At 41.1% G+C, this 22,327-nt stretch carries 19 protein-coding genes; 6 read left to right on the plus strand and 13 right to left on the minus strand.

The window, feature by feature from the left end; all coding sequences use genetic code 11:
• Positions 1-33: 33 nt before the first annotated feature.
• The 7 genes from LVY74_RS04900 to LVY74_RS04930 form a co-directional block, all read right to left on the minus strand.
• Complete coding sequence (locus LVY74_RS04900) at positions 34-960, minus strand: ABUW_2363 family tetratricopeptide repeat lipoprotein (protein ID WP_237814075.1); 927 nt, start codon at positions 958-960, stop codon at positions 34-36.
• A 102-nt stretch (positions 961-1,062) separates the two neighbouring features.
• Positions 1,063-1,857, minus strand: coding sequence for a serine O-acetyltransferase (gene cysE / locus LVY74_RS04905; protein ID WP_237814076.1), 795 nt, complete (start codon positions 1,855-1,857; stop codon positions 1,063-1,065).
• Positions 1,850-2,692: an RNA methyltransferase gene (locus LVY74_RS04910; RefSeq protein WP_237814077.1), complete on the minus strand. Its 843-nt coding sequence runs from the start codon at positions 2,690-2,692 to the stop codon at positions 1,850-1,852. The genes cysE and LVY74_RS04910 overlap by 8 nt, the downstream gene beginning before the upstream one ends.
• A 15-nt stretch (positions 2,693-2,707) precedes the next feature.
• Positions 2,708-6,280: a DNA polymerase III subunit alpha gene (dnaE, locus tag LVY74_RS04915; protein ID WP_237814078.1), complete on the minus strand. Its 3,573-nt coding sequence runs from the start codon at positions 6,278-6,280 to the stop codon at positions 2,708-2,710.
• A gap of 148 nt (positions 6,281-6,428) precedes the next feature.
• Positions 6,429-7,496, minus strand: a complete 1,068-nt coding sequence (locus LVY74_RS04920; protein WP_237814079.1) for a type II asparaginase — start codon at positions 7,494-7,496, stop codon at positions 6,429-6,431.
• A gap of 567 nt (positions 7,497-8,063) precedes the next feature.
• Positions 8,064-9,365 (minus strand): dicarboxylate/amino acid:cation symporter, encoded by a 1,302-nt coding sequence (locus tag LVY74_RS04925; protein ID WP_237814080.1) that lies wholly within the window; start codon positions 9,363-9,365, stop codon positions 8,064-8,066.
• Between the two features lie 399 nt (positions 9,366-9,764).
• Entirely contained in the window at positions 9,765-11,195 is a 1,431-nt protein-coding gene (locus tag LVY74_RS04930; RefSeq protein ID WP_237814081.1) for a pyridoxal phosphate-dependent aminotransferase, read from the minus strand.
• 229 nt (positions 11,196-11,424) lie between these two features.
• On the opposite strand from LVY74_RS04930, the gene msrB reads away from it, so the two are divergent.
• Genes msrB through LVY74_RS04950 form a run of 4 tightly spaced genes read left to right on the plus strand, consistent with a single transcriptional unit; the run spans position 11,425 to position 13,830 of the window.
• Positions 11,425-11,844, plus strand: coding sequence for a peptide-methionine (R)-S-oxide reductase MsrB (gene msrB, locus LVY74_RS04935; protein ID WP_237814082.1), 420 nt, complete (start codon positions 11,425-11,427; stop codon positions 11,842-11,844).
• Positions 11,841-12,338, plus strand: coding sequence for a glutathione peroxidase (locus LVY74_RS04940; RefSeq protein WP_237814083.1), 498 nt, complete (start codon positions 11,841-11,843; stop codon positions 12,336-12,338). Before msrB ends, LVY74_RS04940 begins: the two co-directional genes overlap by 4 nt.
• Positions 12,339-12,357: 19 nt before the next feature.
• The gene (locus LVY74_RS04945) at positions 12,358-13,164 is read left to right on the plus strand and encodes an AraC family transcriptional regulator (RefSeq protein ID WP_237814112.1); all 807 of its coding nucleotides are present in this window, start codon (positions 12,358-12,360) and stop codon (positions 13,162-13,164) included.
• Between the two features lie 51 nt (positions 13,165-13,215).
• A complete protein-coding gene (locus LVY74_RS04950; RefSeq protein WP_237814084.1) occupies positions 13,216-13,830 on the plus strand; it encodes a LysE family translocator in 615 nt (204 codons plus the stop codon).
• Between the two features lie 64 nt (positions 13,831-13,894).
• On the opposite strand, the gene LVY74_RS04955 is transcribed toward LVY74_RS04950, so the two are convergent.
• The 6 genes from LVY74_RS04955 to LVY74_RS04980 form a co-directional block, all read right to left on the minus strand.
• Positions 13,895-14,644: a YebC/PmpR family DNA-binding transcriptional regulator gene (locus tag LVY74_RS04955; RefSeq protein WP_237814085.1), complete on the minus strand. Its 750-nt coding sequence runs from the start codon at positions 14,642-14,644 to the stop codon at positions 13,895-13,897.
• A 102-nt stretch (positions 14,645-14,746) separates the two neighbouring features.
• A complete protein-coding gene (locus LVY74_RS04960) occupies positions 14,747-15,310 on the minus strand; it encodes a 1-acyl-sn-glycerol-3-phosphate acyltransferase (RefSeq protein ID WP_237814086.1) in 564 nt (187 codons plus the stop codon).
• Positions 15,311-15,426: 116 nt separating this feature from the next.
• On the minus strand, positions 15,427-16,062 hold the full coding sequence (locus LVY74_RS04965; protein WP_237814087.1) for an OB-fold-containig protein: 636 nt from the start codon (positions 16,060-16,062) through the stop codon (positions 15,427-15,429).
• A 7-nt stretch (positions 16,063-16,069) separates the two neighbouring features.
• A complete protein-coding gene (locus tag LVY74_RS04970; RefSeq protein ID WP_171492615.1) occupies positions 16,070-16,375 on the minus strand; it encodes a Rieske (2Fe-2S) protein in 306 nt (101 codons plus the stop codon).
• Between the two features lie 17 nt (positions 16,376-16,392).
• Positions 16,393-17,397, minus strand: a complete 1,005-nt coding sequence (locus tag LVY74_RS04975) for an adenosine kinase (RefSeq protein ID WP_237814088.1) — start codon at positions 17,395-17,397, stop codon at positions 16,393-16,395.
• 205 nt (positions 17,398-17,602) lie between these two features.
• Positions 17,603-17,965: a hypothetical protein gene (locus LVY74_RS04980; protein WP_151710342.1), complete on the minus strand. Its 363-nt coding sequence runs from the start codon at positions 17,963-17,965 to the stop codon at positions 17,603-17,605.
• A gap of 172 nt (positions 17,966-18,137) precedes the next feature.
• Between LVY74_RS04980 and LVY74_RS04985 the strand changes: the two genes are divergently transcribed.
• Positions 18,138-21,080, plus strand: a complete 2,943-nt coding sequence (locus tag LVY74_RS04985; protein WP_237814089.1) for an insulinase family protein — start codon at positions 18,138-18,140, stop codon at positions 21,078-21,080.
• Between the two features lie 19 nt (positions 21,081-21,099).
• Entirely contained in the window at positions 21,100-22,296 is a 1,197-nt protein-coding gene (locus LVY74_RS04990; RefSeq protein WP_237814090.1) for a phospholipase A, read from the plus strand.
• Positions 22,297-22,327: the final 31 nt, after the last annotated feature.

Here is a 22,327-nt window from a genome sequence, read left to right on the forward strand (position 1 = left end):
TATTTTAGTCGCCTTTTTTAAATCATCTCAGTTTTAGTAGCGACCTTGCTTCATTGCAGTAAGGTTTTCCCAAACATTGGTGCGACCTTGTTTTTGGATTTCCATCGTTAAACGATCAACAACCTGAGTTTCTTCAGGATATTTGACTTTGTAGTTGTTGAGTGTGGTTAGCGCATTTTTACGCTGCTCAAGGAATAAATAGTTATTTACAGCAGATAGATAAGCTTCTTGTACGTTTGCTTTCATGGCTTTATCTAAATAAGGAATCGCTTCACGTTGACCACCCCCTTCAGACAGCGAAAAGCCAAACCAGAAGTTTGTAGTTGGATCATTTGGACTCATTTTTAATAAGCGTTGTGCATATTTGAGTGATTTAGTGGTGAATTGAGTTCCCATGTCGAGGTTGCGCGCCATCACACTGACCTTAAATGCACGAATGAGCACATCGTAAGAGGCATTGTCATTAGCGGCGAGGGTATCTAGTTGAACGCTAATTTCTCGTAATTTAGATTCAAAACCACGACGTTCATTACGGTCTGTAAATTGAGGTGGGTAGTGGCGGGCTTTACCTTCAACCAATTGCAAAAAGTCATCAATCTGAGTGACATCGAGTTCATCTTGACCTGCTAATGGCACATATTTCATGCTCGCCTGTTTGCTATTGAGTGTCGGTACAATAAGGCGGTTTGTATCAAAAGTTGCTGTTTTACTTGGGTCGGTATGGCTCGTCGCAATCATTTTAGTGACAGGCGCTGCCGCAGCTTGTTTAAGGTCGACTTCGAAGGCTGGAGGCGTAGTGTAGTTAAATGGATTTAATGCATAAAACGCAGGGCTAACATCGGGTTCATTAAACACAATCGGGTCATTGTTGTGAGAATTATTATTTTTTACAGCAACGGAACTACATGCTGAGAGAAATGTTGCGGTCATCAACATGGTTGCTATAGGTTTTAATCTCATCTTGGTATTCCAATCTAATTGAGGTAAACATGTGTCAGCAGTCTAAAAAAAACCAAAACAGCATACAAGCGCAAGCATGTAACAGTATGCTATTTCTTGGGTTTAAGTCTGTGACTCACATTCACGGCGCACTTCTTCAATGATTTTTAACTCTTCAGCACTGTACGGTTGCTGTTCAGTTTGTTGCTTTTTAAATGTCGGATCAAGCAGTGACAGGCGTTGGCAAAGGGTATTCATGCGCTGCTCATTGCTTTGCATACGATCCATTAACACACGGATACCTTCCAAAATTGGGTCGGTCTGGTCTTGAGATGCTGCATAAGCTTGGAAGCCAATTTGTTGTGCATAGTCGCGACGACGTTCGTCTTCAACATTCTTGTCTTTATCTTTATAGATATAACGGGCAGGGTTACCAACAGCCGTGACACCTTCAGGCACTTCTTTGGTGACCACTGCGTTTGAACCGACTTTGGCATTTTTATGCACAGTGAATGGCCCTAAAATTTTTGCGCCAGCCCCAATAATTACACCATCTTCAAGCGTTGGGTGACGTTTGCCTTTATTCCATGTTGTACCGCCGAGCGTAACCCCATGATACAGGGTGACATCATCACCAATTTCAGCAGTTTCACCAATCACTACACCCATACCGTGATCAATAAAAAAACGGCGACCAATTTTTGCTCCTGGATGAATCTCAATCCCTGTCACAAAACGGCTAAAAGAGGATAAAGCACGCGCACTGCCTTTACAGTTTTTCTTCCAGAGTTCATGTGCCATGCGGTGCATGATCAAGGCATGAATCCCCGGGTAAGTGGTCAGGACTTCTAAGGTGTTACGTGCAGCTGGATCTCGAGCAAAAACAGCATTTATATCTTCTTTGAGCTGCTTAAACATGGGGTTGATCCTCCTTATCTGTTGATTTTTTCCATTTGCCTTGGCTGAGTGCTTGTACACGGGTAAAAATCCCACGTAACAAGTTATATTCCATACGATCGAGTTGAATTCTGCCGAATAAACGGCGTAAGCGTAAAGGAAGCAGCCTTGGATTATTTAGATCTAAAAACTCAATTTCTTCAAGCATTTTTTCTAAGTGCGGATAAAATTGTTGCATCTGTTGCTGAGTCACCAATGGCTCATCCCAGTGCATATCAATCTGATTATTGACAGGCATGCTTTGTTCATCAGGATTATCTTGCTGTTCATAGGCGAGTGTTGCCATGCGCAGTTCATAACAGATAATTTGAATGGCTTGGGCCACATTTAACACGCCATATTCAGTATTGACAGGAATGGTGACGTGGAAGTTCGCCAGTGCGAGTTCTTCATTGGTCAGACCACGATCTTCACGTCCGAAAATAATTGCAACTTCTTGCTGCTGATGAACAACAGCCTGTAATGCTTTTTCACTTGCAGGACGAACATCTAGCAATGGCCAAGGAATGGTACGACTGCGCGCACTGGTGCCAAAGACTAAATGACAGTCGGCAATGGCTTGTTCAAGTGTTTCAACAATCTCAATCTGTTCAATCAGATCTGTTGCACCCGCGGCTAAAGCATCAATATCGGGATGAGGATAGGTCTTTGGTGCAACCAGAACCAGTTTGCTTAAGCCCATGGTCTTCATGGCACGTAAAGCACTACCAATATTGGCAGGCAAAGTGGTGTTGACCATGACAATACGTACATGGTTTAAATGCGATGACACCATCGCATTATCAAAAGTTTTCATAGTTATTCCAAGATCTTACGAATATTGATTGACTTCAGCTTGATATAAATCAAGAGCTTCATCCATGCTCATGTCGGCAGGTGGTGGTGGGACATTCACCACTTGAGCTTCTTCAAGACTAATGGCTTTTGCTGCCTTAGACTTGACGTGGTATTCCACATAGAGGGCATCTTTCCCAAAATAATCCCGCAGTTTACGCAGTGCATCATCGGTTGGCGCAATTTTCCAGTGATCAGCGAAATGCAGCTCAGCCTGTGCATAGCTAAAATCGAGCTTGAGTACCACAGGAATGTGTTGATAGTCTGGCAATTGCTTAAACGGTTGCAATAATTGCTGTAAATCTGTCGATAGGCTTGGGCTAAAGCTGTGCTCGTCGAGCTTGACTTGAATGTTTTGTGCACGTTTTTGACGAACTTCGTTCAAATCAAAGGCTTTAGTTAAACGCGCCATTGGGCGTTCAAAGCCTTCACGCTCATAAATTTCACCTTCAATGATCACCACACGCTCATTTTGAATGACTTCTTTAAAGCGTTGGAAGCGTTCATGGTTACAACTGACTTCAATACGTGCAGTCCCGTCATCGAGTGTGACCATTATACGGTTCGGGAAGTTGGCAACATCCATCACTAAACCTGCAAACACGGTGGTTTGACCACGACGAGTTGGGCTAAGTTCACTGATTTTGCTTGGAATAAAGGCTTTTAACTCAGGGCGATAGACATCTATCGGGTGACCTGTTAGGTATAAACCGAGCGTATCTTTTTCACCTTTGAGACGAACTTCATCTGACCAAGGTTTGACGGGTTTTGCAGGCTTACGTTGAACTTCTTCAACTTCACCAAACAAATCCATAATGCCTGTTTCACGGTTTTGACGAGCCTGTTCAGCCGCTTGCACTGCTTCAGGAAGCTGAGCCATCAGACTCGAACGCTCAATGCCTAGACAATCCAGTGCGCCTGCACGAATTAGCGCTTCGAGAGTACGCTTATTGATTTTTTTCAGGTCAATGCGGTGACAGAAATCGAATAAATCCTGATAAGGGCCATCTTTTTCGCGTGAATCAATCACCGATTGCATGGCTTGCTCACCCACACCTTTAATTGCCCCTAGACCATAGACAATGGTGCGTTCTGCACTGGCATGGAAATGATACAGCGACATATTCACCGATGGTGGTAACACTTCAAGCCCGTTGGTACGGCAGTCGTCAATCAAGAACACCACGTTGTCGGTGTTCTGCATTTCCGATGACATGACCGCTGCCAAGAATTCAGCAGGGTAATGGGCTTTGAGCCATGCAGTATGGTAGGCAACCAATGCATACGCTGCGGCATGTGATTTGTTAAAACCGTAGCCTGCGAACTTTTCCATATAGTCGAAGATATGGTTGGCTGTGGCTTCATCAATCTCTTTTTTGGCTGCACCTTCAATGAAGATTTGGCGCTGTTTGACCATTTCTTCGGGTTTCTTTTTACCCATCGCACGGCGGAGCAAGTCTGCACCACCGAGCGTATAGCCCGCGCAGTACTGCGCTGCCTGCATGACCTGTTCCTGATACACCATAATGCCATAGGTCGGTTCGAGCACACCTTCTAACAAGGGGTGTAAATACTCAAACTCGCCGCCGTGCATACGGTGAATAAAGTCAGGAATCAGATCCATTGGCCCTGGGCGATATAAGGATACAAAGGCAATAATTTCTTCAAATTTGCTTGGGCGCGCTTCTTTAAGCATGCGCTTCATGCCGACGGATTCAAACTGGAACACCGCTGTGGTATTGGCTTCGGCAAAGATATCGTAGGCTTTCGGATCATCTAAAGCCACATGTGAAATCAGCAACTGATCGTCAGCAGCACGACGCTTGTTAATGTTCTGTACCGCATCTTCAATCACGGTCAGGTTACGTAAACCCAAAAAGTCGAATTTGACCAGACCTGCGGATTCCACGTCATCTTTATCGTACTGGGCGACGCGGTTTGTGCCATCGGCATCACAAAGTACCGCAGAGAAGTCGGTAATTTTTGTTGGTGCAATGACTACACCACCCGCATGTTTACCTGTATTTCGGGTAATCCCTTCGAGTTTGAGTGCCATTTCCCAGATTTCTGAGGCATCGTCATAGTCAGGGTTCGATGGATTGGTCACCACATCCTTGAGTTGTGGTTCCATCTCAATCGCAGTGGCTAGGTCTACACCGAGGGGTTTGGTCGGCACCATTTTGGAAATACGGTCAGCCAGACCATACGATTTTCCTAAAACACGCGCCACGTCACGAATCGCACCTTTAGCCGCCATCGTACCAAAAGTAGCAATTTGCGATACCGCATCACGTCCATAGTGACGAGCCACGTAGTCGATGACTCGGTCACGCCCTGCAATACAGAAGTCGACGTCAAAGTCGGGCATCGAAACACGTTCAGGGTTCAAGAATCGTTCGAAAAGCAAATCGTAACGCAGTGGGTCAAGGTCGGTAATTTTTAGACTAAATGCTACAAGGGAGCCTGCGCCTGAACCCCGTCCTGGGCCAACGGGAACGCCGTTATTTTTCGACCATTGAATGAAGTCCATGACGATCAGGAAGTAACCTGGGAAACCCATTTTTAGAATAATATCAATTTCATAGCGGATACGTTCATCATAGGGTTTACGAATTTCAGGCCAGTCTTCATCACGTTTGGCACTTGGATAAAGCTGTTCTAAGCGTTCTTCCAAGCCTTCTTTAGACAAATGTTCAAAATAACTGTCGATGGTGAAGCCATCAGGAATTGGGTAATCAGGCAAGAAGTATTTGCCTAAACGTAAGCTGACATTACAGCGTTTGGCAATCTGAACGGTGTTATCAATTGCGCTTGGAATGTCAGCAAACAGTTCAATCATTTGCTCGGCAGTTTTAAAGTACTGCTCTGTGCTATAAAAACGCGGACGGCGATCATCGGCTAAGACATAACCATCGGCAATACATACCCGCGCTTCGTGTGCTTCAAAATCTTCTTCAGTAATAAAGTGTACGTCATTGTGAGCGACAACACCGACCTGATATTTGGCCGCCAGTTTAATCGCTTCATTAATAAAATCTTCTTCGTTCGGGCGGTTGGTGCGCGTCAGCGCAAAGTAAACCCGATTACCAAATTTTTCATGCCATTCTTGAAACAGCGGTTCAGCTTTTTGCGGATTGGATGAACAAAGCAGTTGACCAACATCGCTATGTAAACCCAGCAGGACAATAATGCCTTCATGCTGATTGAGGATCCATTCTTTTTTGACACAAGGAATATCGAGTTGCTGACCTTCAATAAACCCTTGAGAAACCAGTTCAGTAATGCTACGCCAACCGTGATTGTCGATCGCAAGTAAGGTGGCTTTATGCTCGGCATCGTTCAGACGAATCGTGCTGCCTAATATTGGCTTAATGCCTTTGCCTAGACAGGATTTATAAAACTTGACTGCCGCATGTAGATTCGACAAATCAGTCAATGCCAAGGCAGGCATGTCTTGTTTTACCGCAGTTTTAATCAGATCAGGTATACGAACAATCGATTCGGTAATCGAAAATTCAGTATGAATACCAAGATGTACAAACTGCTGCATAAAAACGTCCTTCGCGAAAGCAAGGGCTATTTTAACATGCTATTTCTACAATTTAAGCCTGTAATTTTTCTTTGTGGAAAATCTATGCAGTTTTTACCAAAAAAATCCCGAAGCCAAAGACTTCGGGATCTATGCAATTGTTTATGAATTAGTATTCATAGAACATGCGCTGGATTTCTTTGGCATCTGTCGTTTTAGTGAGTGCTAAAGCAGTCAATAGGCGCGCTTTTTGCGGATTTAAATCATGTGCAACCACCCAGCCATATTTGTCATCGGGTTGTTCAGCATTGCGAAGCACAAAACCTTGCGGCACACGAGATGAACGAACGATTTGTACACCTTGAGACTGTAACTGGTTTAATGTTGGTACGATGTAGTTAGCAACTGAGCCGTTTCCTGTGCCTGCATGAATAATCGCTTTTGCACCTGCTTGCTGAAGCGCAAGATACGACTGAGGCAACATATTGTCTGAACCGTAAACAATACCAACTAAAGGTAAGCTGTCACCTTTAAGGGATTCGATATTGAATTCAGACGAGCTGTTATGACGTTTTGTAGTTTCGCGGAACCAGTACGGTTTACCTTCAACAACTGTACCCAATGCACCCCATTGACTAGCAAAAGCATTGGTGTGAATGTTGATGGTTTTGCTCACGTCACGTGCAGCAAAAATACTATCGTTCATCATCACCATAACGCCTTTGGCTTTTGCTGAATCAGAAGAAGCTAAAGCAACAGCGCTATATAAGTTCAATGGGCCATCAGCAGACATTGCTGTGCTTGGGCGCATAGAACCAACCAAAACAATCGGTTTGTCTGTATGTACCACGAGGCTTAAAAAGAAAGCAGTTTCTTCCATGGTGTCCGTACCATGAGTAATAACAATCCCGTTTACATCTGGTTTTTTCACCAAATCGTTGACTTGACGAGCAAGACTTAATAACTCTTTATCAGTGATGCTTTCAGACGCAATTTGTAAGGCTTGCACCCCACGTACATTGGCTAAATCTTGAACTTGAGGAACAGCATTAATCAGGGCATCAACAGGAACTTTTGCTGCAGTATAGGTTGCACTGTTGGTAGAGCTTGCACCAGCGCCAGCAATCGTACCGCCTGTTGCGACGACGACCACATTATTTTTTGCATAAACTGCAGAAACAGAGCAAGCAAGTAAGCCCATGGTTAAACCTAAAGCTTTAACGGTTTTAGTCAACATTCAAAATATCCTTATGAAGTAGCGAGAGTAAATAACTTTCAAACATCCTTGCTGTTAAGCAAAATACATACCATATTTTAAGTATGTTTGATCATGATTAAATAAAAAGCATCATTGAATGATATTTTGATGTGCAATGATGAATTAAAATCGACTTTTTATTTGTGGATTATAAATAGCATGAAATAATTTTAAAATCTATGAATTTATTGCCGTTTGATATTAATTTAATCAAAAATAATTGGTTTTTTATGGAAATAAATTTTAATTTTTTGAGATTTAATTTTCTCTATATGTAGGTATTTATTGATTAAAAATAAAGATATAAAACATAATTGTTTGATGTATTTTATAATAAAAATCTTGTTAAATGCTATTTTTTGTTGATGTGGTTCTCATATTTGCATTTATTTTGATGAATCGTTTTAACTCTGTTTTTAAATGAATCATATTAATCAGTGATGGATTTTTATATTTAAATTAAAGTCAAATAAAATTGTTGATGATTTAAAAAATTAAATAGATGGCTTTTATAAAATAAAAACCATCTATTCAAATTTTTTTTGATTAGCCTGTTATTTTTTCCTGAGATGAATGAATAATCGCCTGTTCGGGAATTTCTTCGCTTTCGGTTATTTTATCACCTTCAAGTTTGGCAACCACAGCAGTTGCAATACTGTTGCCGACAACATTGGTGGCTGTACGTCCCATATCAAGGAATTGATCAATTCCGAGCAATAATAAAATGCCTGCTTCTGGTAGGTGGAACATGGTCAATGTTGCTGAAATGACCACAATTGATGCACGAGAAACGCCAGCAATACCTTTACTCGTCACCATTAGCGTCAGCAAAATCAGGATTTGTTGTGTAAAACTCAGCTCAATGTTATAGGCTTGAGCGATAAATAGGACGGCAAATGTGGTGTACATCATTGAACCATCAAGGTTGAATGAATAGCCTAAAGGTAGTACAAAACTGGTGATTTTCTTTGGGACACCAAATTTGTTTAGAGCTTCCATGACTTTTGGATAAGCCGATTCACTGGATGCTGTGGCAAAAGCCAGTGTAACAGGCTCACGAATCAGTTTACCTAAACGGAAAATGTCTTTTTTAAGGACAATTGCACCAACACTGAACAGAATGATCCAAAGTAACAGTAAACCAAAATAGAATTCAGCAATTAAAACGCCGTAATCAACAATAAGACCCAAACCTTGTACTGTGATCGCTGATGAAATTGCAGCAAAGACAGCAATCGGTGCAAATGACATCACATAATCTGTAATGCGGAACATGACTTTACTGAGTTCTTCGGTCAAGCGAATAATCACAGATTCTTTGCCATGACTGACATACGCTAAGGCAGAACCAAAGAAAATGGAGAATACAAGAACTTGTAAAATATCATTATTTGCCATCGCTTCTGCAATACTGCGTGGGAAGACATGGGTCATGAATGATTGTAATGTAAAGCCAGATGTTGCTGGAAGTGTAGCATCAGCCATTTGTTGTGCAGTTGGTAAAGCTAAATTTAAGGCTGCACCGGGTTGAAGAAAATTGGCGAGTCCCATGCCAATAGACAGGGAAACAAATGAAGCGGTAATAAACCACGTCATTGATTTAAAAGTGATACTTCCTATCGATGAAGATTTCCCCATAGATACAATGCCAGAAATAATGGTGGCAAAGACCAGTGGTGCAATGATCATTTTGATCAGGCGTAAGAAAATATCCGTGACGATATTGAAATAAGATGCGATTTGCTTAAGTTGCTCACCTTGATTAAAGAAATGATGGCAGATCCAGCCAGTTAAAATTCCAAGTAAAATCGCAAGCACAATATACTTGAGTAGTTTCTTTTGATTCATGCGAACCTCTATCCATTAGGTTCAATCACCTGAAATACGGGGGCGATTGAAAGCTTTCCTTGATCAATTCAGTCTGCTTGATGGATTAAGTCCTAAATCCTTCTAAATGCTGACTGAAGCGAGTGTTGTAATTTTTTATGCAGGTGGATTGTTGCTCAAATTTGGGGCATTGTTAAATGCAAAAAAATGAAAGAGTATGCGTTTTTTTCATACAAATGACTGTACATGTTGAAAACATATGGAGTTTTGGGTGGGTGCGATAATAAAAAAACATGTTGAAAAAATGCATTTAGATTTGATGGTTTTTTATCTAAAACTTTGAAATTTATTTTATTTATTAGAGGAATTAAAAAGCAGTCTCTATAAAAAGACTGCTTTTTTACATCAAGGAAATAAAGCTTAACGTAATGTTGCCAAGAAGCGCCCAATACGGCGAATTGCTTCACGAAGTTCATTTTCTGCTGGCAAGAAAACGACACGGAAATGGTCTGGTGTTGGCCAGTTAAAACCTGTTCCTTGTACCAGTAGCACTTTTTCAGCACGTAACAGCTCAAGCATCAACTTTTCATCATCTTGAATTGGATAGACTGTTGGGTCTAGACGAGGGAAGCAGTACATCGCACCTTCAGGTTTAACACAGCTCACCCCCGGAATTTCATTCAGCATTTGCCATGCAATATTACGCTGTTCATACAGGCGACCATGTGGACGAATCAGGTCATTAATGGACTGATAACCGCCAAGTGCTGTTTGAATCGCATATTGTGCTTGATGGTTGGCGCAAAGACGCATTGAAGCCAACATATCTAGACCTTCAATATAGTCGGTTGCACGTGATTTATCACCTGTAATGACCATCCATCCTGCACGGAAACCTGCAATACGATACGCTTTAGACAAGCCATTAAATGAAATACACAGTTGATTACCTGCAAGCGATGCCAAGGCAACATGTTCAATACCGTCATAAACGATTTTGTCGTAAATTTCATCAGCAAATAAAATCAGGTCATATTTTTTAGCTAAAGCCACGATCTGCTGCAAAATATGACGTGGATACACCGAACCTGTTGGGTTGTTTGGGTTAATTACGACAATCCCGCGGGTATTTGCCGTAATTTTGCTTTCCATATCGGCAATATCAGGATACCAGCTATTTTCTTCATCACATTTATAATGAATGGCTGTACCGCCTGATAAGTTCACTGCAGCTGTCCAAAGAGGATAATCTGGCATTGGAACTAGCATTTCATCGCCGTCGTCAAGCAAACCTTGCATGGCCATGACAATCAGTTCAGATACACCATTACCGACATACACATCATTGACGTGCATGTTGAGAATGCCTTTTTGTTGGTAATACTGGCAAATCGCTTTACGTGCAGGGAAAATGCCGCGCGAGTCGGTATAGCCAATCGCATTCGGCAGATTTAAAGCAACATCATTAATAATTTCTTGAGGCGCTTCAAAGCCAAACGGGGCAGGGTTGCCAATATTGAGCTTGATAATCTTATGCCCTTGTTCTTCCATCTCATTGGCCGCTCGTAACACTGGTCCACGAATGTCATAGCAAACATGCTCAAGTTTTGATGACTTTTTAATTTCACGTGGGGTCTGGATGGTGTTCGTCATTTTGATGGTCTCGGAAGGAGTGGAGTTCACTTTTGCATAACGATATAAATAACTTTTAAATGTTTCAGTTGTTACTAGGTCAAGATCATGTTGATCTCGAAGTAAGCTAACAATTTTTTCATGCGTAAATCCTGCCTGCTGATACTGTTTGATCACAGGCAGCAGATTTTTAAAAATAACGCTCTTTTTTTGCGACATTTTTTAATCCTAAGCAAGAATGGCTGTAAGAGTAGCACTAATACTGCTTACAAAAAAGCATTTAATAAATTAATTTGCTCACTAATATTTTAAATTTTGCTCACCTTTTGCTTTTTAGTCATTTATACATGTTTTGTAATTTGTGAATTTAAGACTAGAAATTTTAGAATGAATGACGTAAATATAGGATTATCCTATTTTAAACAGCAAAATAGACAGGGATAGAATCATGGGAAAACTCAATAAAACACCGAGAGAATGGCAAAGAGAGTTATCGCCAGAAGAATATCGAATTACACGTCAGAAAGGGACAGAAGCCCCATTTACAGGAAAATACTGGAATACTAAACAGTCAGGAACTTATGTTTGCCGTTGTTGCGGTGAGCCATTGTTTGATTCGGAAGCCAAGTTCGACAGCGGTTGTGGTTGGCCAAGTTTTTATAAACCAATTAATAATAGTGCAATAGAAGAACACGATGATTTGAGCCACGGAATGGAGCGAGTTGAAATTGTGTGTCATCACTGCGATGCGCACTTGGGGCATGTTTTTGAAGATGGTCCTCAACCAACGGGTTTGCGCTACTGCATAAACTCAGCATCCTTAGACCTAAAAACACAAGAAAAAAGCGATGAGGAAACTTATCCATGACAAAGATATATCAACTAGAAGCAGAGCGCCTCGATGGTCATATTCAGTCTATGGCTGATTATGAAGGTAAGGTACTTTTAATAGTAAATACTGCCAGTAAATGTGGTTTTACACCTCAATTTGCTGGTTTGGAAAAACTCTATAAAAAGTATCAAGATCAAGGTTTTGTCGTTTTGGGTTTTCCTTGTAACCAATTTGGTGGGCAAGACCCTGCGAGCAATGATGAAATTGGAGCTTTCTGTCAGCGCAATTATGGGGCAAGTTTCCCGATGTTTGCCAAAATTGATGTGAAAGGCCCTGAAGCCCATGCAATTTTTAGACTATTGACACGCGAAGCCAAAGGTGTGCTTGGCAGTCAAAGCATTAAATGGAACTTTACCAAGTTTCTTGTTGGTCGAAATGGTGAAATTCTGAACCGTTATGCACCAACCACCAAACCAGAAAGCTTAGAGCAGGATATTGAACAAGCCCTTGCAGTTACCGAACTCGCTTGAGTTCTGGTCTGACCCTCGCATGCCCTATGTAGAAACACGGCGGGCATGCCAAAGCCGTATTTGCTATAAAGCACATAGTCATCCCACTTTATCGATTGGTGCTGTCGATGCAGGTCAAAGCCAATTTTATAGTGCCTTCACAGATGAAGTCTGTATCCGACAGGGGAGTCTAGTCGTCATTCCTGCACACATTGAGCATTCCTGTAATCCTTTGCCAGAACAGCACTGGAGTTACCAGATGTTGCATATCGATGCGGCTTGGTTAGAGCAACTCTCAATAGAAGCACATACTTCGTTGCTTGAAAGCATTGCAATACCACAATTGAGACCTTTCGTGCTGAATGACAAGGTACGTTATGACGCTTTTTGTCGAATGAATCAGACACTCTTTGATTCAAATACGCTGATGGTTGAAAAAGAACATGCCTTAATTGAGGGCTTAACGCAGCTCTTATTTCCTTATTTTGATTGGCAACAATTGCCGCAACAGGTTTATTTTCAAAAGCATTTAAAAATATTGATGGAATTTTGCCAGCAAGCACAAGGTTTTTTATCTTTGCAACAGCTTGCAGAAAGGATTGGAGTCAGCCGTTATGTGGTGATTCGTTTGTTTAAAGCACACTTGGGTTTAACGCCGCATGTGTATCAATTGAATCTTAAAATCCATCAGGCACGTCAGCATCTCAAGCAAGGTGCGCCAATTAGCTACTTGGCGACAGATTTAGGGTTTGCTGATCAAAGTCATTTTCATAAAGTCTTTAAAGCACATACAGGCGTTACCCCAAGACAATATCAGCATGGCTTTTCCCGCACTTTTTTACAATAAATAGAAATCACAATTTTCTAAGCTGCTATCACCTTATTTTTAGAGTGTGATATGAAGTTTTTTATTGCAATTGCGGTGACTCATTTTTTGGCTTTGCTTTCTCCTGGCCCAGATTTTTTCCTATTATTTACAACCTTGCTGCGCTATTCACGTCAGGCAGCTTATCAAGTTGCATGGGGAATTACTTTGGGAAATGCTCTGATTTTATTGGGGTTGATGCTTGCACTCAGTCAGTTGGGTCAATTGAATGCTCAGGTTTTTATGGGTTTACGTTATGTGGGCGCAGCATATCTGCTGTATTTGGCATATTTGTGCATACGCTATGCAAATCAACCCCTTGAACTAACATCATCTCCAAATTCAAAATCTCAAGACATCAGTGGATATTACTTATTGGGATTAGGACTACAATCGAGTTTACTTAATCCTAAAAACTGGATGTTTTATACCAGTCTAATGGTTTTGCTTGCAGAACAGCGTCATTTACTCAGTACATTGGGACTTTGTGTGTGGATGGTTGCCGTGGTGACGATTTGGAATCGGGGTCTAGTAGAATTGCTCACACATCCACGATATTTAAAAAAATTACAGCAATATACACGACATATTCATTATCTTTCAGGGATATGTTTTTTGGCTTTTGCGATGGTTTTGTTTTGGATGTAGAAAAGTGATTGATCTTTAATCCATCAAAAATGGGCTTGAAAGCCCATTTTTGATCAATGCCAAATTAAGCATCTAATTGTTCAAGGACATCATCTGAGAATTCAACGTTGGTATAAACGTTTTGAACGTCATCTAAATCTTCAAACATATCAATCATTTTTACGATTTTTTTCGCTTGATCGATGTCAGAAATTAAAGCTTTTGTTGAAGGGTTCATAACCACTTCAGCATTGTCAGATTTTAAACCTGCTGCTGCTAGCGCATCTTGAATGTCACCAAAAGTTTCTGGTGTGGTGATGACTAAAATTTCATCTTCTGCTACTTCAATATCTTCAGCGCCAGCTTCTAAAGCCACGTCCATGATTTTGTCTTCTAAAGACACATCTTCAAACGTAATTTCACCGCGTTTAGTAAACATATACGCCACTGAACCCGCAGTCCCTAAGTTACCATCTGTTTTAGAGAAACAATGGCGAACATCAGGTACGGTACGGTTTAAGTTATCTGTCATGGTTTCAACAATAACAGCAACACCGCCAACGCCATAACCTTCGTAAGTCACTTCTTTTAAATCAGCATTTTCTTCGCCACCAACACCGCGCTGAATTGCACGGTTGATCGTATCACGCGTCATATTTGCGACTAATGATTTCTCAACGACAGCACGTAAACGAGGGTTAGACGCCACATCACCACCGCCTAAACGGGCAGCTGTAACGATTTCACGAATAAATTTTGTGAATACTTTAGCGCGGCTCGCATCTTGTTTTGCTTTACGATGCTTAGTATTAGCCCACTTGGAATGACCCGCCATGCAAATATGCTCCTTAAAGATTGGTCTATGCCATATCAAAATGCAGAGATTCTACCACAACGCTGTTTTTTGAAAAATAGTGATTTCCTAAAACCCGACATTCTATAGGCTTTTTGCTGGAGGAATGACGATATCTAGACCAGTTAGACGCAAATACATTTCCTGAATTTGTTTCATATCTTGGTCGAAGTCATTTGGATAAATTTTACCAATAATCCCGCCTTGTTTGGTTTTTGCGTTGGCATACATCATAACAATCGGGACATTCGCTGCTTTAGCAATATGCCAAAAACCTGTACGGATGGGTTTGCGAGGTTCGCCATTTTTTGCACGAGTTCCTTCAGGGGCAATCACCAGATTAAATTTTTCGTGACTTTGGAACTGCTGCACCATTTGCTGAACAATATCTTGTTTAGCTTTACGGTCGACAGGAATCGCGCCAAATGATTTAAGCACAGGAGAAAGAGGGCCTTTAAATAGCTCTTTTTTAACAAGGGTATGCGTTTGAATCCCTAAAATTTGAAACATTGACCATGATAATATGCCATCCATGATGGAAGTATGTTCAAAGCCAATTAAAACTTGCTTATCTTCAAGAATGCCATCTTGAATATGATAAGTCCAACCTGAAAATTTAAAGGCGAGCTTTCCAAGTTGTTTTTTCATGAGATTACCTTGCATCTAAAATTGAATCGGGAATAAATGGCGATAAATGCCACAAAAGATGCAGGATTGTATGACTCAAATAACATTTCGACAAGTCAAAAACCTGTCTTCATACTTTAGTTATCTTGGTGATTAAACATATCATCATCAAATAGATGATTAGACTCAACAATTTTTTTTGCGATGTAATAAGATTCACGCATTCGAATGAGAATAATTTGCGAATGCATTTCAATTTCACCAAATTCAGAGCGTACCTGCACGTAATGTAACTGACCATATTCATCTCGTACCCGAGCTTGTGCAGTACTTTCAGGGCGGGCATTGCCATTGCAAATCGTGGCTAAGCGACCAATCAGGTTTTTTTGTTTGCGTTCAAATTGTGGGCGAATCACCTGATCAAGGCAGTGAATCATAAATACGGTAAAGAATAGGGCAATCACGAGTGTGGGGAGGAGTAAATAAACCACAGGAGCAAAGGTATTTTGATAAGCAAAAAAGAATAATTGCAGAAAATAACCCGCAAAACTGAAATTAATCAGAAAAAAAACCACAATCAGGATTTTAGAAAACTTTATTTCTAACAATGGTGTTTTAATCATATGTGGAATCAAATGCTTGAGTGAGGCAAATGGTCGTCCACCTAAGTAAAACCCGACAGTTTCGACCAGACTTAAAATCACCAATGCCATTACACTGGCGTGAAATGGCATGAGTTCAGCACTGGTCAAGAAAGTATGTAGACTCATCATGAACATCTCAAGATAAGTAAATACCGCCATCAGAATGGACTTGAATCGCTATTTTTTGTAGCGACTCACCCAGACATGGACCAGAGATACATTCACCTGTTTCGACGTTAAATAAAGCGCCATGCGTTGAACATTGAATATATTCCTGATCTTGGTCTAAGAACTGGTTTTCTAAAAACTCCAGTTCAACTTGCAAATGCGGACACAAATTTTTATATGCATAAAACATTCCATCACGTTGCGTAATAAAAAGCGTGCTACCTTCAGGGGTATCGAAAGCACGGGCTTCACGCTCAGGAACATCTTCAGTCATGCAAATTTTTTGAGTCATTATGCAAGATCCATTTCAATGTTTTGCTGTAGTCTAGCATATTTTTCAATCGCAAGACGTGGGCCAAATTGAGCAACCACTTCACTTGAAATTAACACAGCAAGTTCAGCGGCTTGCTCTAGGCTTGAGCCTTGATGAATCGCGTAAAGGAATGCACCTGCAAAGGCATCACCAGCACCATTGGTATCCACTGCTTTTACTGGACGACCTTCAATTTGAATTTGTTCGTTTTGGCTTGCAACCAATGCACCTTTTTCACCCAAAGTAATCACGACATTTTGGTTGTTTTCTAGCAAAACTGCCAGTGCTGCATCGATATCGGCTGTTTCGGTGAACATCAATGCTTCTTGCTCATTGCAGAACAGCAAATCAACACCATCAGCCAATAATTCTGTTAAGCCCGCACGTGCATATTGCACCATGGCTGGATCGGACAAAGATAAAGCGATTTTGACGCCATTTTCTTTGGCAATTTTGCGTGCTTGAGCAACAGCTTGGCGAGCTGTATCGCTAGTCGATAAATAACCTTCGATATACAGCCATTCAGCGTTTTGTAAAGCGCTATAGTCAATTTGATTGACAGAAAGTTCAGCGGTAATTCCCAAGTAAGTATGCATAGTACGTTCGGTATCTGGCGTAATCAGTACCATACACGTACCAGTAACACCTTCACTGATTGACTGCTGAGCAGTGAAAATACCTGCATCGTTTAAGCCATCTAAGTATAGTTGACCAAGTTCATCGTTACCTACGCGGCAACCATAAAATGCACGACCACCCAAAGCACTAAAAGCAACCGTTGTATTGGCTGCAGAACCACCACTTGCTTGACCTTTATAAACTTGAGAGGCTTGTAGGTTTTGATACAGCGCTGCTTGAGTATCACCATCGGTCAATTGCATGGTGCCTTTTTGCAAGTTTTGTGTAGCTAAGAAATCATCGGAAACCTGAAATTCTTGGTCAATTAGGGCATTACCAAGTGCAAAAAGGGCAATTTTTGACATGTGTGGGCTCATTGCAAGTTTTTAAGGCTAAACATTTTACACGAAGCCTAAACATTACAGTAGATAAGATGAATAAAATTCAGGTTTTATTCGAAATTTGATTATAAATATATAGGATGAGTTACTGACGTAATGATTTAAAATAGCCTAAGTTTTTTCGATCATTCCTCGTATAATCAATACCCTGTTGAAAATGTGTTTGCTCTTAATTTGGACTGATTCGTCCTGAAACTTTAAAATCTTTTGCTTTCACCCAGCCCTCTGTATCGACACCATTATTGCTGATATACATGACATACAGCCAAAGCTCATTCTCATTTTTAAATTCTTGGTAAGCAATCACAGAATCTTTAGGAATAATAAAGACATTCTTCATTTTGCATTGCTCAGAAGGTGCGGTATGAAAGTAGCTGCGATAACCTTTAGGCCCTTTGACTGTGTAACTATATTTTGTGCCATAGTTTGCACCATTATCATCAGCAATTTTGGCTAGCCGATCACAGTTCGGACTTGCATATAAGCTGCTTGAAATCAGACAAGAGATTGCGAATAGGTAAGATTTTTTCATTGTCATCTACACTTTGTATTTTTACATGGATTAAAGGGATTATTTTCGTTGTAGATTTGATCTGCGCTTGCAGCATAAAAACCAAAATACTCAAGTTTTTATATGAAAAGCGACAATATCTATCGCATAATAACAAAATATGATTGAAGATGATTTTTATTTAGGAGAGCACATGACTGTAGATGTCACTGAAACCATTACTCAAACTATTCATCCTGCGTTTCAGCTGTTACGTCAGCATCATGTTGAGGCTTTAGACATCGATGTTTATGAATATAAACACAAAGTAACGGGTGCTGTGCATTATCATCTTGCAAGTGAAAATGATGAAAATGTATTTCTAGTTGCATTCCGTACACAGCCGATGGATTCAAAGGGTGAAGCGCATATTTTAGAGCATACGGCGTTGTGTGGCTCAGAGCGTTTTCCTGTGCGTGACCCATTCTTTTTAATGATTCGCCGTTCGTTAAATACGTTCATGAACGCATTTACCTCAGCAGACTGGACAGCCTATCCATTTGCAACACAAAACAAGAAAGATTTTCAAAACTTGCTCTCAGTTTATTTGGATGCTGCATTTGCTGCGAATCTCAATCCGCTTGATTTTGCTCAAGAAGGGATTCGTGTAGAACTTGACGAGCAAGGCAAACCTGTATTTAAAGGTGTGGTATTTAACGAAATGAAAGGGGCGATGAGCTCACCTTCAGATCAGTTGTATCATCAATTGGCGCATCATTTATTCCCGACCACAACCTATCACTACAATTCGGGTGGTGAGCCAAAAGACATTCCAGATTTAACTTATGCCGAGTTACGTGAGTTTTATCAAACGCATTATCATCCGAGTAATGCGGTATTTATGACTTTTGGTAATCAAACCGCATACGAGTTGCAAGAGCAAATTCAAACTCAGGCATTGCATAAGTTCCAAGCGGGTAAAACCTTACATTCAACGCCTGAGCAACGCCTAGCAGCACCGATTGAAGTGACTGAAACCTATGCGGTGGATGCTGAAGATCTTAAAGACAAGACCTATCATGTGTTGGCGTGGTTGTTGCCACAAGCCAGTGACATCAAACTGCGTTTAGGTATGCGTTTGGTTGAAGGTGTTTTACTCGAAAACTCAGCTTCACCATTACGTCATTATTTAGAAACCTGTGGTTATGCTGATTCGACTGGCCCATTTATGGGTGTAGATGACAGCAATTTTGAAATGACTTTCTACTGTGCAGTTCAAGGTTCAGATCCTGAACATGCAGAAACCTTTAAAAATGGTGTATTGAAAGTTCTACAAGAGGTTGCATCTCAACCTGCTGATTCAGAAGTGGTCGATTCAATTTTACATCAGATTGAATTACATCAACGTGAAGTCGGTGGAGATGGTACGCCGTATGGTTTAAGTCTGATTTTAAATGGTTTAAGCAGCGCAATTCATCACAGTGACCCAGTGGATGTTTGGGATGTCGATGCTGCAATTGAATCGGTCAAAGAAGAACTCAAAGACCCAATGTGGTTGTCGAACCTGATTCAGACTTATTTGTTGGATAACCCTCATCGCGTGCAGTTAACGCTTGTTCCAGATGCGAATAAATCAGCAGAAGAACAGCAACAAGAACAGGCACGTTTAGATCAGATTGAGGCGAGCTTAACAGACGCTGACCGTGCTGAAATTATTGCCAATACTGAAGCACTCAACAAACGTCAGGAAACACCTGATAATTTGGAGTTATTGCCAAAAGTTGGTTTAGAAGATATTCCCGCGGAAATTCAGATTGTACAAGGCGAGCTACGTGAGATTATTAGCAATAATGATGACATGCCATTACATTTGTATCATGCAGGAACCAATGGTTTGTACTATCAACAAGTGATTGTTGAAATCCCAGACGCTGTAGTGCAGTCGCCGTATTTCAACTTGCTGTCTATTTTGGTTGGTGAAGTTGGTGCAGGTGAATATGACTATTTAGCTTTGCAACATGTACAAACTGCGGTAAGCGGTGGCTTGGGCATGGGTGCATCGTTACGTAGTGGCTTGAACGATAAAAATAAAATCAGTGCATTTTTAACCCTAACCACAAAATCTTTGGCAGATCGCCTCGATGCGATTGGTTTATTGAAACTGGCTTTTGAAAAACTGCGTTTCGATGAAAAAGACCGTATTTTAGAATTATTGCAACAGCGCAAAACACGTTGGCAGTCACGTTTGTCAGGTTCAGGGCACAGCTATGCTATGCAAATCGCATCGCGTCATATGAGTGCCTTGGCTGAGCGTGATTATTTTAATACAGGTTTAGGTGCGCTGAATTGGTTGGCTGAGTTGATTGAGCGCATTCAAAAAGATGAACAAGCCTATGCGGCATTCATTCAAGAGCTTAAAAATATTCACCAATTGTTGTTACAAGCGCCAAAACAGTTCCTGCTTGTTTGTGAAGATATGCATAGCCAACGACTGGTTGAGCATGTACAAGATGTATGGAACAAGGTTGAAGTTGAACATCAACCAATCGAGCTTCAGCAAGTCGTGCGTGAAAACTCAGCGCAAGATCAAGCTTGGTTAATTCAAAGTAATGTTCAGTTCTGTTCATCGGCTTATCAAGCAGTTGAAGTGTCACATCCAGATGCTGCTGTATTTATGGTCTTGGCAGGATATTTGCGTAATGGCTTCTTGCATAGCGCGATTCGTGAAAAAGGCGGTGCTTATGGTGGTGGTGCAAGCTACGATGGCAATGCCTGTGCGTTCCGTTTCTATAGTTACCGTGACCCTCGCTTAACTGAAACTTTCCAAGACTTTGAAGCCAGTTTAAATTGGCTCATGACAGCACCTCAGCAGCCACATCAACTTGAAGAAGCGATTCTTGGTTTAGTGGCAGGTATGGACAAACCAGGTTCTCCAGCAGGTGAAGCGATTAGTGCATGTTATGCTCTGTTGCATCAGCGTTCGCCAGCATTTAGAACTGAGTTGCGTGCACGTATTTTGGCAGTCACTTTGGACGATTTAAAACGTGTTGTGGCGCAATATTTGCTAAATCAAAAAGTGACTAAGGCTGTTGTAGCACCATTTGCAAAACGCGAACAGCTAGAGCAACTGGGTTTTGAAATTAAACAAGTGAATTAATTTGCTGGAGATTCAATCTATGCCGTTCAAACCTTTTGAACGTAAATCCCAAGTACTGCGATTTATTCCAGTGCTTGGCGGCAGTTTATTATGTTGTTCTGTAAGCTTTGCTGATGAAAAGACCACAGAAAGCTTTCATCCAAACAGCGGTCAGGCATGTGCAGGAATTATTGGTGATCCAGATCGCCTAGCCTGTTATGACAGTTACTTTAAGCCCAAAACAATGCAGGACAATGCGCCTGTGATGGCTGCTTCACAGACAGCAGCAACAGCCAATTTGGCAGTTTCTGCTCAGGCTGCGACTGATGCCAGTACCGCCAAGCAAGACAGTTTAAAAGATAAATTGTCACAGTCTTTGCACTTTATTTATTCGCACGATGCGCGTCAGCCACTCAATACACAAGACTCATTGTTAGATAGTCGTTGGGAATTGTCGGAAAAGAGCAAACTCGGTACATGGAATATTCGTGGATATAAACCTGTATATGTACTGCCTGTGTTTTGGACAAGTGACCGAAATGAACTTCCAAGCAGTCCAAATCCACTCAATACTGTAACAACACGTCAGGATTTAAATTCGACAGAAGCGAAGTTCCAGTTGTCATTAAAAACTAAAGCATGGGAAAACATCTTTGGGAATAATGGTGACTTGTGGTTAGGCTATACCCAGTCTTCGCGTTGGCAAGTGTATAACGAAGACAATTCACGACCATTTCGTGAAACCAATTATGAGCCTGAAGCAAGTTTAATGTTTAGAACTAATTACAACTTGTTGGGATTGGATGGGCGTTTATTTGGTATTACGTTGAATCATCAGTCTAATGGTCGGGCAGATCCATTTTCACGAAGCTGGAATCGGGTCATGCTGAACTTTGGATTAGAGCGTGGTAATTTTGCAGTGATGATTCGCCCTTGGTATCGTTTGCCTGAAGATGCGACCGATGATAACAACCCCGATATTGAAAACTATATAGGGCGAGGTGACATTACAGGTTTTTATCGTTGGAAAGACAATGATTTTTCCTTAATGTTACGTCATTCACTACGAACAGGCGATGCTTCACATGGCGCTGTACAGTTTGACTGGACTTTCCCGATTAAAGGCAAATTACGTGGACAAGTACAGTACTTTAATGGTTATGGAGAAAGTTTGATTGACTATAACCATCGTGCTAATTATATCGGTGTCGGTGTTTCACTAATGGATTGGTACTAAAGCGAAGACCATAAAAAACCATGCAAGGCAT

The organism is Acinetobacter sp. ME22 (assembly GCF_022012315.1).
In the GTDB taxonomy this organism is placed as follows: Bacteria; Pseudomonadota; Gammaproteobacteria; order Pseudomonadales; family Moraxellaceae; genus Acinetobacter; species Acinetobacter brisouii_A.

What these genes read in the sequence shown, in the direction of transcription:
- cysE (WP_237814076.1), bottom strand. Translation starts at nt 1,857, where the DNA reads ATGTTTAAGCAGCTCAAAGAAGATATAAATGCTGTTTTTGCTCGAGAT.
- LVY74_RS04965 (WP_237814087.1), bottom strand. Translation starts at nt 16,062, where the DNA reads ATGATGAGTCTACATACTTTCTTGACCAGTGCTGAACTCATGCCATTT.
- LVY74_RS04960 (WP_237814086.1), bottom strand. Translation starts at nt 15,310, where the DNA reads ATGAAAAAACAACTTGGAAAGCTCGCCTTTAAATTTTCAGGTTGGACT.
- LVY74_RS04975 (WP_237814088.1), bottom strand. Translation starts at nt 17,397, where the DNA reads ATGTCAAAAATTGCCCTTTTTGCACTTGGTAATGCCCTAATTGACCAA.
- LVY74_RS04970 (WP_171492615.1), bottom strand. Translation starts at nt 16,375, where the DNA reads ATGACTGAAGATGTTCCTGAGCGTGAAGCCCGTGCTTTCGATACCCCT.
- LVY74_RS04925 (WP_237814080.1), bottom strand. Translation starts at nt 9,365, where the DNA reads ATGAATCAAAAGAAACTACTCAAGTATATTGTGCTTGCGATTTTACTT.
- LVY74_RS04910 (WP_237814077.1), bottom strand. Translation starts at nt 2,692, where the DNA reads ATGAAAACTTTTGATAATGCGATGGTGTCATCGCATTTAAACCATGTA.
- dnaE (WP_237814078.1), bottom strand. Translation starts at nt 6,280, where the DNA reads ATGCAGCAGTTTGTACATCTTGGTATTCATACTGAATTTTCGATTACC.
- LVY74_RS04980 (WP_151710342.1), bottom strand. Translation starts at nt 17,965, where the DNA reads ATGAAAAAATCTTACCTATTCGCAATCTCTTGTCTGATTTCAAGCAGC.
- LVY74_RS04940 (WP_237814083.1), top strand. Translation starts at nt 11,841, where the DNA reads ATGACAAAGATATATCAACTAGAAGCAGAGCGCCTCGATGGTCATATT.
- LVY74_RS04950 (WP_237814084.1), top strand. Translation starts at nt 13,216, where the DNA reads ATGAAGTTTTTTATTGCAATTGCGGTGACTCATTTTTTGGCTTTGCTT.
- LVY74_RS04900 (WP_237814075.1), bottom strand. Translation starts at nt 960, where the DNA reads ATGAGATTAAAACCTATAGCAACCATGTTGATGACCGCAACATTTCTC.
- msrB (WP_237814082.1), top strand. Translation starts at nt 11,425, where the DNA reads ATGGGAAAACTCAATAAAACACCGAGAGAATGGCAAAGAGAGTTATCG.
- LVY74_RS04955 (WP_237814085.1), bottom strand. Translation starts at nt 14,644, where the DNA reads ATGGCGGGTCATTCCAAGTGGGCTAATACTAAGCATCGTAAAGCAAAA.
- LVY74_RS04945 (WP_237814112.1), top strand. Translation starts at nt 12,358, where the DNA reads ATGCCCTATGTAGAAACACGGCGGGCATGCCAAAGCCGTATTTGCTAT.
- LVY74_RS04990 (WP_237814090.1), top strand. Translation starts at nt 21,100, where the DNA reads ATGCCGTTCAAACCTTTTGAACGTAAATCCCAAGTACTGCGATTTATT.
- LVY74_RS04920 (WP_237814079.1), bottom strand. Translation starts at nt 7,496, where the DNA reads ATGTTGACTAAAACCGTTAAAGCTTTAGGTTTAACCATGGGCTTACTT.
- LVY74_RS04930 (WP_237814081.1), bottom strand. Translation starts at nt 11,195, where the DNA reads ATGTCGCAAAAAAAGAGCGTTATTTTTAAAAATCTGCTGCCTGTGATC.
- LVY74_RS04985 (WP_237814089.1), top strand. Translation starts at nt 18,138, where the DNA reads ATGACTGTAGATGTCACTGAAACCATTACTCAAACTATTCATCCTGCG.